Here is a 14,158-nt window from a genome sequence, read left to right as displayed (position 1 = left end):
ACGCCGGTTGGCCGCCGCCGGATAGGCCTTGGCGCTCCTCATGACGGCATGCAAGTACAGCGGCTAATCCAGGCCGGTACTGTAGCGGGGCATGGTTGCGATAATAGTCTTCCAAGTGCGGCCATGCTGCATTTAGAGTAATGCGCATACGAAAACATACGATTGTCGTAATTGTCCGCGCATAATAGCCGGCGCCCGCTTCGCCGCGATGCGGTACAAGATTACTCCCTGTATTCCACCCGACCCATTTCATTTTTAGCCCTTAAATTCCTGTGATAGAAAAACTTAGAAACATCGCCATCATCGCGCACGTCGACCATGGCAAAACCACTCTCGTCGATCAATTGCTGCAACAATCCGGCACATTCGGCGCCCACGAAAAAGTCGACGAACGGGTCATGGATTCCAATGCTCTGGAAAAAGAACGCGGCATCACCATCCTGGCCAAAAACACCGCGATCGATTGGAACGGCTATCACATCAACATCGTCGACACCCCGGGCCACGCCGACTTCGGCGGCGAAGTCGAACGGGTATTGTCGATGGTCGATTCGGTATTGCTGCTGGTAGACGCAGTGGACGGCCCGATGCCGCAAACCCGTTTCGTCACCCAAAAAGCCTTTGCCTTAGGTCTGCATCCGATTGTGGTAATCAACAAAATCGACCGGCCCGGCGCTCGTCCGGACTGGGTTATCGACCAAACCTTCGATTTGTTCGACCGCTTGGGCGCTACCGACGAACAGCTGGATTTCCCCATCGTCTATGCTTCGGCTTTGAAAGGTTACGCCGGTTTGGACAGCAGCGTGGAAGGCGGCGATATGACCCCCTTGTTCCAGACCATAGTCGATAAAGTCAGTCCTCCCGACGTGGATTTGAACGGCCCGTTTCAAATGCAAGTATCCAGTTTGGATTACAACAGCTACGTCGGCGTAATCGGTATAGGCCGCATTCAGCGCGGCACGGTCAAAACCAATCAAGCGTTGGCCTTAATCAACCGCGAGGGCGCCACCCGCAGCTGTCGCATACTGCAGATTTTCGGTTTTAAAGGCCTGGAACGCGTCGAAGTACCGCAAGCGCAAGCAGGGGATATCATTGCCTTCACCGGCATCGATAAATTGGAAATTTCCGACACCTTATGTCAGCAAGATGCGGTGGAAGCCTTGCCGCCGTTAAAAGTCGACGAACCTACCGTCAGTATGACTTTTCAAGTCAACACCTCGCCGTTCGCCGGCAAGGAAGGCAAGTTTGTTACCTCGCGGCAAATTCGCGACCGTTTGCATAAAGAGCTGCAGCACAACGTGGCGTTGCGGGTCGAGGACACCGAAGATCCGGATAAATTCAAGGTCTCCGGTCGCGGGGAATTGCACTTGTCCATTCTGATCGAAAACATGCGGCGCGAAGGTTACGAGTTAGGCGTATCCCGACCGGAAGTGATTTTGAAGGAAGTGGACGGCGAGTTGCACGAACCGTTCGAAATGGTCACCATCGAACTGGAAGACGAGCACCAGGGGGCCATCATGGAAAAACTCGGCGAACGCAAAGGCGATTTGCTGAACATGGTGCCGGACGGCAAGGGCCGTACCCGGTTGGAGTACATGGTGCCGTCGCGCGGCTTGATCGGTTTTCAAACCGAATTCATGACCTCCACCTCGGGTTCCGGGCTGTTCTACCACGTATTCGACCATTACGGGCCGATGAAAAAAGGCAACGTCGGCGGACGCATCAACGGCGTGTTGGTGTCTATGGTGCAGGGCAAGGCCCTGGGCTATGCCCTGTTCAACCTGCAGGAGCGCGGCCGCTTGTTCATAGAACACGCCACCGAAGTCTACGAAGGCATGGTGATCGGCATTCATTCCCGCGATAACGATCTGGTGGTCAATCCGACCAAAGCCAAGCAGCTTACTAACATTCGTGCCGCCGGCTCCGACGAAAACATCTTGCTGACCCCGCCGATTAAAATGAGCTTGGAACAAGCCTTGGAGTTTATCGACGACGACGAGTTGGTGGAAGTCACGCCGCAATCGATCAGATTACGCAAAAAGTTGTTGACCGAAAACGAGCGCAAGCGCGCATCCCGTTCGGCCGAGTAAGCAACCGCCAAAAAAACGCCGCTGTTCGTTCAAGAACAGCGGCGTTTTAATTAAACCAACACGAACTTAACCCCGATTATCATCAGCAAGGTGGCTAACGCCGGCCGTAAAAATTGTTCGGGAATTTTGGCGCTCAAATGGCTACCCACCCAAATACCCGGGATGGAACCCACCAATAAACTAACCAATAGCTGCCAATCAAAGTTGCCCAGACTCAAGTGCCCCAAGCCTGCGACCGCCGTCAACGGAATTGCGTGCGCTAAATCGGTGCCGACGATTTTGAGCGTGCTCATCCTGGGATACAAAAATAACAAGGCCACCGTCCCCAACGCGCCGGCTCCGACCGACGACAAGGTAACCAGCACGCCTAACACCGCGCCGGTCAGCACCGTGGCGACCTTTTCCCAACGCGGCGAAAAGCGGCCGGCATTGTCCGGATTGCTAAGCTCGTCGTCGACTTGCGGCGCCTTGGCGGCCAACTTCAACAACACGCTACGAATCAACAATGCACTGGCGGTCAGCAGCAGTGCCACTCCCAAAGTGAAAGTAATCATGCCGGTGATTTCTTTGCCCACCGTCATCAAATGCTTCAGCACGTACAAGGTGGCGCCGGCAAACGGCAAACTGCCCAGCGCCAACCAGCCCACGATGCGCCAATCCACCGAGCGGTGTTTGCCGTGATGGACGAACACCCCGGCGGTTTTAGTGATCGCGGCATAGAGCAAATCGGTACCGACCGCGACCGCCGGCTTGAATCCGAACAAAAACACCAGCAATGGCGTCATCAACGAACCGCCGCCGACGCCGGTTACCCCGACCAACAAACCGACGACAAAACCGGAAGCGGTATACAGCAAATTCATGGCATCAATCCTTAAGTCAGTAACAATTGCGGCCTACTATAGCAACGGCTGCGCTGAAAATTTAATAATAAAAAAGCATTTAAATATGCCTAAATTCGATATTGATGCGGCCGGGCGTATAACTTCAGGGGACCGGATCGGTTTCCACTTTAAACCAGGCGGCATATAACGCCGGCAAGAACAGCAAGGTCAGCAACGTCGCTACCGTCAAGCCTCCCATAATGGATACCGCCATCGGGCCGAAGAACGCGCTACGGGTCAATGGGATCATGGCCAGAATCGCCGCGGCCGCAGTAAGTACGATAGGGCGGAAACGGCGTACCGTCGATTCGACCACGGCTTGCATTGCTGTCAGGCCGTCGCGCAAATCCTGATCGATCTGATCTACCAATATCACCGAATTGCGCATAATCATGCCGGACAGCGCAATCGTGCCCAACATTGCCACAAAGCCGAATGGCTGATTGAACAACAACAAAAACGCAGTCACCCCTATCATGCCGAGCGGCGCGGTCAACACGACCAAGGCTACGCGGGAAAAGCTCTGCAACTGCACCATCAACACGGTCAGCACGGTGCAAAAAAACAACGGCATACCCGCGGCGACCGATTCTCCGCCCTTGGCCGATTCTTCTACGGCGCCGCCGGTTTCCAGGCGATAGCCTAGCGGTAAATCCCGCTTGATTTGGGCTAGCTCGGCTTCGACGCTCGCGGAAACCGTGGGCGCCTGAATGTCGCCGTAAAGATTGCCGCGCACGGTAATAGTCGGGATTCTATTGCGCCGCCAAATCACCCCCGGTTCGAATGCGTATTCGAAGGTCGCCAATTGCGACAACGGCACGCTACGCCCGCCGGATAGCGGAATCATCAGATTTTCCAGCCTGGACAAATGTTTGCGTTCGGTTTGCGCGCCGCGGGCCAGTACGTCTATCAACTCTATACCTTCGCGAAAATGTGTGACGAACAAGCCTTGAAGTGCACCGTCGATCAAATTCGCCACTTCCGCCGAACTGGTGCCTAATAAGCGTACTTTGGATTGATCGACGTGCAGCCGCACGACTTTGATCGGCTCGTCCCAATCCAGCTGCACATTGGACAAATAGGGATTGCCGCGCATTACCTCGGCTACCCGATAGGCTAGGGTGCGCAGCGTGTCGATGTCCGGCCCGGACACCCTGAACTGCACCGGAAATCCGACCGGCGGCCCGTTCTCCAAGCGGAATACGCTGCCCCTGAGCGCACTGAAATCGCGTTGAAACAATGCAATCAAATCCCTGCGAATTTGTTCGCGTTGCGCCGCGCCTTCGGTCAACACCACGAACTCGGCGAAACTGCGTTGCTTCAGCTGTTGGTCCAGCGGCAAGTAGAAGCGCGGGCTGCCGGTGCCGACATAAGCGACGTAATTTTCGATGCCGCTTTGTTTATCCAGCCAAGCTTCCAATTTCTTGACTTCGGCTTCGGTGGCGGTAAACGAGGCGCCTTCCGCCAAGCGGAGGTCGACGATCAATTCCGGCCGGGTGGAATCGGGAAAAAACTGCTGTTGTACCAAAGAAAACGCGGCTATCGAAATGCCGAACAATGCTACGGTGGCGCCGATAACCCACCATCGCCGCCGCACGCAAAACGTCACTAGCTTGCGGAACAGATGATAGAAAGGCGTGTCGTACACGCCGTGTTGCCGGCCGGGTGCGGTGGATTTGTCGCCATCGTCGGCATGCGTATTTTTCGCTAAGCGCCGTTTCAGCCAAGCCGACCATCCTTGCGAATCATGGCCGTGGTCGCGGGAAAAGTCCGGCAATAGTCGAAAACCGAGGTAGGGTACAAACACTACCGCCGCCAGCCAGGACACCAATAAGGCAATCACCACGACTTGGAAAATCGACCGGGTGTATTCGCCGGTCGACGATTCGGCGGTAGCAATCGGCAAAAATCCGGCCGCGGTCACCAAGGTACCGGACAGCATGGGCATGGCGGTTGAGGTATAGGCAAACGCCGCCGCCCGGGCCCGTTCCCAGCCCTGTTCCATCTTGGAGGCCATCATTTCCACCGCGATGATCGCGTCGTCCACCAATAAGCCCAAGGCTAAAATCAACGCGCCCAAGGAAATCTTGTGCAAGCCGACCCCGAATAAATGCATGAACCAGAAGGTAATCGCCAACACTACCGGAATCGACACCGCCACGACGATACCGGTACGTAGCCCCAGGGATAGCAGGCTCACCGCCAACACGATCACCACCGCTTCGGTCAGTGATTTGACGAAATCGTCCACCGAACGCTGAACGGCGCGCGGTTGCGACGACACCGTCGCCAATTCCAATCCCACCGGCAAGCGGGCTTGTATGCTTTGCACCGCCCGTTCCAACTGCCGTCCCAATGCGATGACGTCGCCGCCAGGCCGCATGACGACGCCGATCAACAAGGCTTCCTTTCCCTGAAAACGCACTTTCTCTACCGGCGGATCTTCAAAGCCGCGGCTGACTTGCGCGACGTCTCCCAGGCGAAATTCCCGGTCGTTGGCGCGCAACCGCACTTCTCGCAGTTGTTGTACCGCATCGAAACGGCCGCTGACCGAAATGCGGATATGTTCCTCGCCGGCATCGAAACTGCCCGCTTCCGTCACCAGGTTTTGAGTTTGCAAGGTTCTCAACAAAGTCGCGGTGTCTATGCCCAGCGTGGCTAATTTGGCGTTGGAAATATCGATATAAACGCGCTGTGCCTGTTCGCCGAAAAAATCCACCTTGGCCACGTCCTTGATGCCAAGCAATTCCGCCCTGACGGAATCGGCTTGGCGTTTCAACTCGGCATAGTCGTAATCCTTGCCGGTCAGTGCATATAAATTCCCATAAACATCGCCGAATTCATCGTTGAAGCTGGGGCCTTCCACCCCAACGGGCAAGGTATGGCGAATATCGCCGATTTTCTTTCGGGCTTGATACCAAACATTGGGGATTTCACCGGCCGGAGCGGAATCTTTGACCAGCAAGAAAATCATCGACTCGCCCGGCCTGGAGAAACTGCGCACGTAATCCAGCCAAGGTACTTCCTGCAATTTCTTTTCCAGTTTATCGGTAAGCTGCTGCTCGACTTCCCGTGCGCTGGCGCCCGGCCACCCGGTTCTGATCAGCATAACCTTAAACGTAAACGGCGGATCTTCCGACTGCCCCAAGCGGGTGTAGGAAATCATGCCTACCGCGGTCAACATTAGCATCACGAACAGTACTAAGGCCGGGCGCGCCAGCGCCCATTCGGACAGATTGAATGCCTTCATCGGCTACCCTGCAAGGCTTGCGGGGTAACTGTTTGGCCCGGCAACAAACTGTGTACCCCTACCGCCACAACTCTTTCGCCTTTCTCCAAACCTTGCGTCAGCGTGACGCCGTCCTCGCGGTAGCTGCCGACGGTAACCGGTCTCGGCTGCACCTGGTTGTTGCCGTCCACTACCCAAACCACCGCGCGGCCATCCCGTTGGGTTACCGCGGGCGACGGCAACAACCATAATTGATCGAACTCGTCCGCAAACCGCACGCCGGCCGTCATACCCAAACGCACGTTCTGATCGGCGTCCTGAAAAGCCACTCTGACCGCAAAGGTCCGGGTGGCGCTGTCGGCCGCCGGCGCGACCTCGCGCACCAGGGCTTGGTATATGTTTGCCGGTTGGGCCCACAATTTAACCAGAGCCGTTCTACCGGGGACTATGCCTTGCATGCGCGATTCGGGCACGGCGATGTCGACCTCCAAAGTCTCCGGTACCGCAATGCGGACTATGGTTTCCCCGGCGTCGACGACTTGGCCGGGCTCGGCGCGAATCCAGGTCACCACGCCGGCACGATCGGCCGGCAAATCGGTGTACTGGGTTTGATTGCCGGTCACGGCCGCTTGCGCTCGCAGTTGCCGAACCTGAGCCGCCGCGGCTTTCTCCTTGGCTATCTGCACGTCCAGCGCCTGTTTGGAAATGAAGTGCTTTTCGTACAAGGCTTGCTGGCGTTGCAGCTCCGCTTGAGTCAATACCCAATCGGCTTGGGCTGACGCGGTTTGTGCGCGGGCCGCTTCGGTCGATAAAGACCTATCCTGGTTATCCAACCGGGCTAACAGCTGACCTTGCTCAACCAAGGCGCCTACCTCGACGTAGCGTTGCACGATCTTGCCGGGAATCCTAAACCCTTGTGCCGATTCGTAACGGGAACGCACCTCGCCGACCAAAATGGCCGGTGCGGCCTCGGTTTGTTCGCCTACGGTGACCACCAACGCCGGCCGGGGCGGCGCTTCCGGCGGGATTTCGCGCTGACAGCCCAAAATTGCAGCTGTTGCCAGCATAAGCAATGAATTCAATCGCATCGTGATAAGAAGATTGATGAAAGGTACGGGTTGAATAACTCGAACGGATCAAGAAAACGCGGCGCTCCGGCCGGTACAGCTTCACAGTGTAGCAAAGCTCAATCGCTAGCGGATAAAACCGGGCCGACGACTTACCGGTCTAAAGCTTGCGCCGGGCGGTCATCCCAGTGCTTTGACGATCAATTCCAAAGGCGCCAAGCAAATCAACGCGCGAAACAACACGGCGTTTTCGGCGACCAATCCGAAGCATTCGTAATCCAGCGCCGCCGCAAAATCTTCGCCGAAATCGTGTTCGGCCGAACCCGGCGCCGGTTTGATCAAAAGATGCAAAACGTCGTTGCTTTTGAGCTTGGCCAGCAAGCGTCGGTCCAAGCTGATTTTATGGGAGGTGTAAACCATAGGATTCTTTTCGAAATCGTGGCGATTTTTCAATGCCTTCTCCAGCAACGCGCTGGACAGCAATGCGCAGGGAAACATTTCCGGAAACCGAACTTTGTCTTGAATTTCGTCGAAAAACTCGGTTTGATCGCGGAGCGAGCCGCACAAAAAATTCTTGCCGTTGCTGGTGGTCATGAATTTGCGTTTCAGAAAGTGTCCGCTGGGTAAAAAGCTGCGGTCCGGTTGCGTACGTATATCGCCGAAAGCGGCAAAGTCCGCATCCGCCAAAAACAAAGGCTGGGCCGTTTCTTTTTTATAGCCGAGCAAGGCCAAACTGCTATCGCTTTTTACCGAGATACGATTGCCTAGCGTCAAGCTATCGGCTTTGAATTGCGACGGCTTGATTTCGATTTCCACCAATTGTCCGGCTTTAATCGCATTGGCGAACGAAAACTGGTAATTGCTGAAATGAAGCTCGCGTTCGGCTATCAACTGCTCTTCGCCGTTTTGTCGGCGGAACGCGGCAATTTTGCCTTCCAACAGCGACTCCAGCTGAAAGCCCATGGTAATAGGCCCGCCGAACGGATTGTCTTTAATCTTGTCCCAGTTACGGCTATCGTGAAACAGATTGAAGTCGTCGGTGGAGTTGCGAGCCACGTCGATATGCAATTGACTGAAAACGTCGGAACTCACGGCAATACTAGTCATAACACAGCCCCTCTTTAGACAAACTCCGGATCACGGAATGGCTCGAATGCGCCGTAGCGTTTTAATCGGTCTCGAGCAACATCGTAACGTCTTATCGTTTCTCGGCCTTTAATGCCAAGGCCGCGGATGCCAAGCGCTGTCCCAGTACCCAGCATAAGCGCTTTTCGTGTTCGGTCAAATCGCTGTCGTTATCCGAGCAATGGCTGGGGCCGTAAGGCGTGCCGCCGCTGACCGTCTCGCGCAAGGCGATTTCGTTGCACGGCAAACTCATCAGCAACATGCCGTGGTGCATCAACGGCAACATCATGGACAACAAGGTGGTTTCCTGCCCGCCGTGCATGCTACCGGTCGAGGTGAACACGCCGGCCGGCTTGCCGGACAAGGCGCCGGAAAACCAAAGGGCGGTCGTGCCGTCGATAAAGTGTTTCAACGGTGCCGCCATATTGCCGAAATGGGTCGGGCTGCCCAGCGCCAAACCGTCGCAGGTTTCCAAATCCTGCAAGCTGGCATAAGGCGCGCCGCAGGCCGGAATGCTGTCCTCTACTTGTTCGCATAACGGCGATACTTGCGGCACGGTGCGCAGCACCGCCTCGGCCCCGGCGACCGAAGCCACCCCGCGGCCGATATGCTGCGCCAGTTTGGCGGTGCTACCGTTACGGCTGAAATAAACGATCAGAATTTTCGCCGTCATAAGATGCCTAACACCGCTTCCGGCGGCCGGCCGATCGCCGCTTTACCGTTGGCCAACACGATGGGCCGCTCGATCAATTTGGGAATGCGCAGCATCGCTTCGATCAATTCGGACTCGCTCAAGCCTGGGTCGTCCAAGCCGTTTTCCCGGTATTCGGCTTCCTTGGTCCGCATCAACTCGCGCGGCGCCATGCCCAGTTTAGCCAAAATCGTCCGCAATTCGTCGGCGGTCGGCGGATGCTTCAAGTATTCGACGACATCGGGCTCAATGCCCTTGGCCTGCAACAACTTCAAAGTGTCCCTGGACTTGCCGCATCGCGGGTTGTGATAAATGGTGACTTTCATCATTAACTCCGTATCTGGTCAGGATAGCAATCATAACACCGTGGCGGTGGACTGCCGCCATTGCGCCAATCCCGGCCACAACCGACCTTTGCCCAATTCCCGCGATTGCCCGTATAGTATTCGGTTGATCCCATCCGCAGGAAACCAACGTAGTGGAAACCATCAGCATACGCGGCGCCCGCACTCACAATCTGAAAAACATCGATCTCGATTTGCCGCGCGACAAATTGATCGTCATTACCGGCTTGTCCGGCTCCGGCAAATCGTCGTTGGCTTTCGACACGATTTACGCGGAGGGCCAGCGCCGCTATGTGGAGTCGTTGTCGGCTTACGCTCGCCAGTTTTTGTCGATGATGGAAAAGCCGGACGTCGACCATATCGAAGGCTTGTCGCCAGCCATTTCCATCGAACAAAAATCCACCTCGCACAACCCGCGTTCCACGGTCGGTACCATAACCGAGATTTATGATTACCTGCGTCTGCTGTACGCCCGGGTCGGCATTCCGCGCTGTCCGGAACACGGCGTGTCTTTACAGGCGCAGACTGTCAGCCAGATGGTCGATCAGGTATTGGCGCAGCCGGAAGGCGAACGCTGGATGCTGCTGGCACCGGTAGTCAACCAGCGCAAGGGCGAACACGCACTATTGCTGGAAGATTTGAAAGCCCAAGGTTTTTTGCGGGCCCGTATCGACGGCGAAGTTTACGAACTGGACGAACCGCCTGCCTTGGATCTGCGTAAAAAACACACCATAGAAGTGATCGTCGACCGCTTCAAAATTCGCGGCGACATCGCCCTCAGACTGGCCGAATCGTTTGAAACCGCGCTAAGACTCTCGGAAGGTTTGGCAATTGCCGCATCGATGGAAACGAGCACGGAATTGTTGTTCTCCGAGCGCTACGCCTGTCCGCATTGCGGCTACAACCTCAGCGAGTTGGAGCCGCGCATCTTTTCGTTCAACAATCCCAAAGGCGCTTGCCCCAGCTGCGACGGCCTGGGGGTGCGTCAGCATTTCGACCCGCAGTTGATCGTGCACAATCCGGAACTCAGCTTGGCCGGCGGAGCGGTGCGCGGCTGGGATAGACGCAACGCCTATTATTACCAAATCGTCTGTGCCTTGGCCGCGCACTACGGCTTCGACCCGGAAGCGCCGTTCTCGCATATCCCGCGCGATCTACAGGCGGTGATTTTGTACGGCAGCGGCGACGAAACCATCGAGTTTCAATTCCAGATGGGCAACGCTAAACCCAAGACCGTGCGCCATCCGTTCGAAGGGGTGATCCCAAATATGGAGCGCCGCTACCGCGAGAGCGACTCGCAAGTGGTGCGCGACGAGCTGGCTAAATATCTGGCGCAACAGACCTGCACGGTTTGCGACGGCGCGCGTTTGAATCTGGGCGCGCGCAATGTGTTCGTCGAGGATAAGCCGCTGCATCACCTGACTCGGCTGCCGATTAGAGATGCGCTCGGCTTTTTTCAAGCCTTGCACATTCCCGGCCACCGCGGCGAAATCGCTGCCAAAATCAATAAGGAAATTCAGGAGCGCCTGGAATTTTTAGTCAATGTCGGCCTGGATTACCTAACCCTGGATCGAAGTGCGGACACCCTGTCCGGCGGCGAAGCCCAGCGTATCCGTCTCGCCAGCCAGATCGGCGCCGGCTTGGTCGGGGTCATGTACGTGCTGGACGAACCGTCCATCGGATTACACCAGCGCGACAACGAAAGACTATTGAACACCTTGTTCAGGCTGCGCGACCTCGGTAACACCGTCATCGTGGTCGAACACGACGAAGACGCCATTCGCGCCGCCGATCACGTGGTCGACATAGGCCCCGGCGCCGGCGTGCACGGCGGGCAAATCGTCGCCCAAGGCACGCCGCAGCAAATTCTGGCGGATGCCCATTCGTTGACCGGTCAATATCTGGCCGGCAGCCAAAGCATAGCCGTACCGAACAAGACCACGCCCAACGATCCGGCCAAGCAATTGGTTATCAAAGGCGCCGGCGGCAACAATTTAAACAATGTGACCGTCCAGTTTCCGGTCGGCCTTATGACCTGCGTCACCGGCGTGTCCGGCTCCGGCAAGTCGACGCTGGTCAACGATACCTTGTACAGCCATGCGGCCCGCTTGATCAACGGCGCCAGCTGTATTCCGGCGCCGTGCCAGGCCATCGAAGGCCTGGAGCAGTTCGACAAGGTGGTCGACATCGACCAAAGCCCGATCGGCCGCACCCCGCGCTCCAATCCGGCCACCTACACCGGCATTTTTACGCCGATCCGCGAACTGTTCGCGGCGGTGCCGGAAGCCCGTTCGCGCGGCTACACGCCCGGCCGCTTCAGCTTCAACGTCAAGGGCGGGCGTTGCGAGGCCTGCGCCGGCGACGGCGTGATCAAGGTGGAAATGCACTTTTTGCCCGACATCTTCGTGCCCTGCGACATCTGCCACGGCAAACGCTACAACCGCGAAACCCTGGAAATCCGCTACAAAGGCAAGACCATCCACGAAGTATTGGAGATGACAGTGGAGGATGCGGCGGGGTTTTTCTCGGCGATACCGAGTTTATCGCGCAAGCTGCAAACCTTGATCGACGTGGGCCTAAGCTACATCACCCTGGGCCAGAACGCCGTAACGCTGTCCGGCGGCGAAGCGCAGCGGGTCAAACTGGCGAAAGAGCTCTCCAAGCGCGATACCGGCACCACTTTGTATATTCTGGACGAACCAACCACCGGCCTGCACTTTCACGACATCAAGCAACTGCTCAGCGTACTGCACACCCTGCGCGACCACGGCAATACCGTCATCATCATCGAGCACAATCTGGACGTGATCAAAACCGCCGACTGGATCGTCGACATGGGCCCGGAAGGCGGCAGCGGCGGCGGCACCCTGGTCGCGGAAGGTACGCCCCGGCAGATCGCCAAACACAAGACTTCGCATACCGGAAAATATTTGCGGCGGTTTTTCAATTGAGGCAACTTGCCGCCGCTGGATGGGCCGGTTAGGATGGTTCAATAACGGGTGGAAGCAGGAGACGAGCGATGGCTGTAGTGCTTAAAGACCGGCAACGACACAGCTACGGTGACTATTTGCAGTGGCCCGAGGATGTGCGTTACGAATTGATCGACGGCAACGCATATTTAATGTCGCCGGCCCCGGACCTGGCGCATCAAGATGTTGCCGGCGAAATTTATTTCCAAGCTCGACAGGCATTGCAAGGCAAACCCTGCCGTGTCTTTATCGCCCCGCTGGACGTGCGCTTGCCGAAACGCGACGAAGCCGATGCGCTCATCGACAGCGTCGTGCAACCCGATGTGCTGGTGGTTTGCGACGCCGGCAAACTGGACAGACGCGGCGTGCGCGGTGCGCCGGACTGGATCGTGGAAGTGTTGTCGCCATCCACCGCCAGCCACGACCAAATTAATAAACGCGACCTCTACCAACGCCACGGTGTCCGTGAATACTGGCTGGTGCATCCCATAGACCGCATACTGACCGTTTACCTGTTGCAAAACGGTGAATACGGTAAACCCGATCTTTACCCGCTGGAAGGCGTAACCCCGGTCGGCATATTGCCAGAGATCGCGATTCGTTGGGATGAGTTGGCGGCGCGCTTGCCTAAGGACTATTGAAGTTTGAAGCGTCGTTATCTCGGATTGCAGATCCCGGATTTTATCGAGGTTACTTGCTTCAGGCGAGTACAGTTCAACCTACTTGCGATTGCTCTATGGTCAAACCGACCTCTTGTCCGTATGCAATTTACAAAATATGGCCGTCCGGGTCGCCAATGAACGCTCAGTAACCGATTGGATAGCCGGAATCGGTTGCTTCTTTTGCTAGTATGCCTTCCTTCCGGGCTTGGCCGCAAAGATGTAGGATACGCAATGCGTACCAAATGAGGGCCTTTCCCGATGGGAAAAGCCAGAAGGTACGCGGTGCGTATCTACATGGCTTATATCGCCATCAATCACGCGACAAATTGCCTCAGTATCATTGCTTTGATAAGCTTGCAAGCCTATACTTTTCGCCATGAAAAAAATCCGAACGTTAAAACCCATCAAATACCGCATCGTTTCTCCTGAGGAACTAGTGAGCCTAGTGGAGACTCGCCGTAACAAAATTGAGTCCACCCGCTTTGTGCCGCCTAAAGTCGGCGAAAATAGCTTTGGCCGCTTCCGCGTCGAATTTAAAGACTTTGAACTGATTGATGGCTAAACCGCCCGTACCGCGTCAAGAAACGGCACGCCTTGATCCGCAACGCGAAGCGGATTTGATGGATAAATGGCTGGAAAACCAGCGCATGGAAATGGAAATCCAAAAAGAGCAAATGCGGCTCAAAAATCGGGAAATCGACACCGATAAAGCATTAGCTGAGAAATCTATCGACGCTCAGTTGGAAGACCGATCCAGAACGCGTGTACAAGCCACCAAGCTGACCAAATACGCACTGATCTTTTTAGGTGTAGTTATTCTCATGCTTTTGATCTTTGGTGGATACGTTATTTCCAAAGACAAAGAAGCCGTGTTATCCGAGTTGATTGGCTTATTCATTGAGCTATTCAAATACGGCATCGGCGCAGTCACCGGGTATTTCATCGCCAAGGCAAAATTCAAATCAGACGCTTCCAACAAGAACGACGACGATTGATATTTGTTTATCTTGCTCTTGATCAGCCACCCCCGACGCTCTTACAATCCAATCCGAGTCAACAAAAAAGGCCGGTTTCCCGGCCTTTTCCAATCAAAAACA

General features: G+C 55.9%; 11 protein-coding genes. 5 read left to right on the top strand and 6 right to left on the bottom strand.

The window, feature by feature from the left end:
• Nucleotides 1-272: 272 nt before the first annotated feature.
• Nucleotides 273-2,090: a translational GTPase TypA gene (gene typA, locus AB0A83_RS19295; protein ID WP_150051294.1), complete on the top strand. Its 1,818-nt coding sequence runs from the start codon at nucleotides 273-275 to the stop codon at nucleotides 2,088-2,090.
• 50 nt (nucleotides 2,091-2,140) lie between these two features.
• On the opposite strand, the gene AB0A83_RS19290 is transcribed toward typA, so the two are convergent.
• The 6 genes from AB0A83_RS19290 to arsC all read right to left on the bottom strand — a co-directional run bounded on the left by AB0A83_RS19290 (nucleotide 2,141) and on the right by arsC (nucleotide 9,412).
• Nucleotides 2,141-2,953: a sulfite exporter TauE/SafE family protein gene (locus AB0A83_RS19290; protein WP_367154985.1), complete on the bottom strand. Its 813-nt coding sequence runs from the start codon at nucleotides 2,951-2,953 to the stop codon at nucleotides 2,141-2,143.
• Nucleotides 2,954-3,077: 124 nt separating this feature from the next.
• Nucleotides 3,078-6,224, bottom strand: a complete 3,147-nt coding sequence (locus AB0A83_RS19285; RefSeq protein WP_367154984.1) for an efflux RND transporter permease subunit — start codon at nucleotides 6,222-6,224, stop codon at nucleotides 3,078-3,080.
• Complete coding sequence (locus AB0A83_RS19280) at nucleotides 6,221-7,291, bottom strand: efflux RND transporter periplasmic adaptor subunit (RefSeq protein WP_150051291.1); 1,071 nt, start codon at nucleotides 7,289-7,291, stop codon at nucleotides 6,221-6,223. Before AB0A83_RS19280 ends, AB0A83_RS19285 begins: the two co-directional genes overlap by 4 nt.
• A 159-nt stretch (nucleotides 7,292-7,450) precedes the next feature.
• Nucleotides 7,451-8,377: a hypothetical protein gene (locus AB0A83_RS19275; protein WP_367154983.1), complete on the bottom strand. Its 927-nt coding sequence runs from the start codon at nucleotides 8,375-8,377 to the stop codon at nucleotides 7,451-7,453.
• A 91-nt stretch (nucleotides 8,378-8,468) separates the two neighbouring features.
• Entirely contained in the window at nucleotides 8,469-9,068 is a 600-nt protein-coding gene (gene wrbA / locus AB0A83_RS19270) for an NAD(P)H:quinone oxidoreductase (protein WP_367154982.1), read from the bottom strand.
• The gene (arsC, locus tag AB0A83_RS19265; protein WP_197737390.1) at nucleotides 9,065-9,412 is read right to left on the bottom strand and encodes an arsenate reductase (glutaredoxin); all 348 of its coding nucleotides are present in this window, start codon (nucleotides 9,410-9,412) and stop codon (nucleotides 9,065-9,067) included. The genes wrbA and arsC overlap by 4 nt, the downstream gene beginning before the upstream one ends.
• Before the next feature lie 152 nt (nucleotides 9,413-9,564).
• Here arsC and uvrA point away from each other — a divergent pair, with 152 nt between their 5' ends.
• The 4 genes from uvrA to AB0A83_RS19245 all read left to right on the top strand — a co-directional run bounded on the left by uvrA (nucleotide 9,565) and on the right by AB0A83_RS19245 (nucleotide 14,056).
• Nucleotides 9,565-12,381 carry an excinuclease ABC subunit UvrA gene (gene uvrA, locus AB0A83_RS19260; RefSeq protein ID WP_367154981.1) on the top strand — a complete coding sequence of 939 codons (2,817 nt, stop codon included), beginning with the start codon at nucleotides 9,565-9,567 and terminating at the stop codon, nucleotides 12,379-12,381.
• A gap of 68 nt (nucleotides 12,382-12,449) precedes the next feature.
• Nucleotides 12,450-13,040: a Uma2 family endonuclease gene (locus AB0A83_RS19255; RefSeq protein WP_367154980.1), complete on the top strand. Its 591-nt coding sequence runs from the start codon at nucleotides 12,450-12,452 to the stop codon at nucleotides 13,038-13,040.
• 397 nt (nucleotides 13,041-13,437) lie between these two features.
• Complete coding sequence (locus AB0A83_RS19250; protein ID WP_150051280.1) at nucleotides 13,438-13,623, top strand: hypothetical protein; 186 nt, start codon at nucleotides 13,438-13,440, stop codon at nucleotides 13,621-13,623.
• Nucleotides 13,616-14,056 (top strand): hypothetical protein, encoded by a 441-nt coding sequence (locus AB0A83_RS19245; protein ID WP_367154979.1) that lies wholly within the window; start codon nucleotides 13,616-13,618, stop codon nucleotides 14,054-14,056. The genes AB0A83_RS19250 and AB0A83_RS19245 overlap by 8 nt, the downstream gene beginning before the upstream one ends.
• The last annotated feature ends 102 nt before the right edge of the window (nucleotides 14,057-14,158 follow it).

Origin of the sequence: Methylomonas sp. HYX-M1, assembly GCF_040741385.1 — a bacterium.
In the GTDB taxonomy this organism is placed as follows: domain Bacteria; phylum Pseudomonadota; class Gammaproteobacteria; order Methylococcales; family Methylomonadaceae; genus Methylomonas; species Methylomonas rhizoryzae.
The sequence above is the reverse complement of the archived record's forward strand: the minus strand, read 5'-3'. Positions and strand labels throughout refer to the sequence as shown.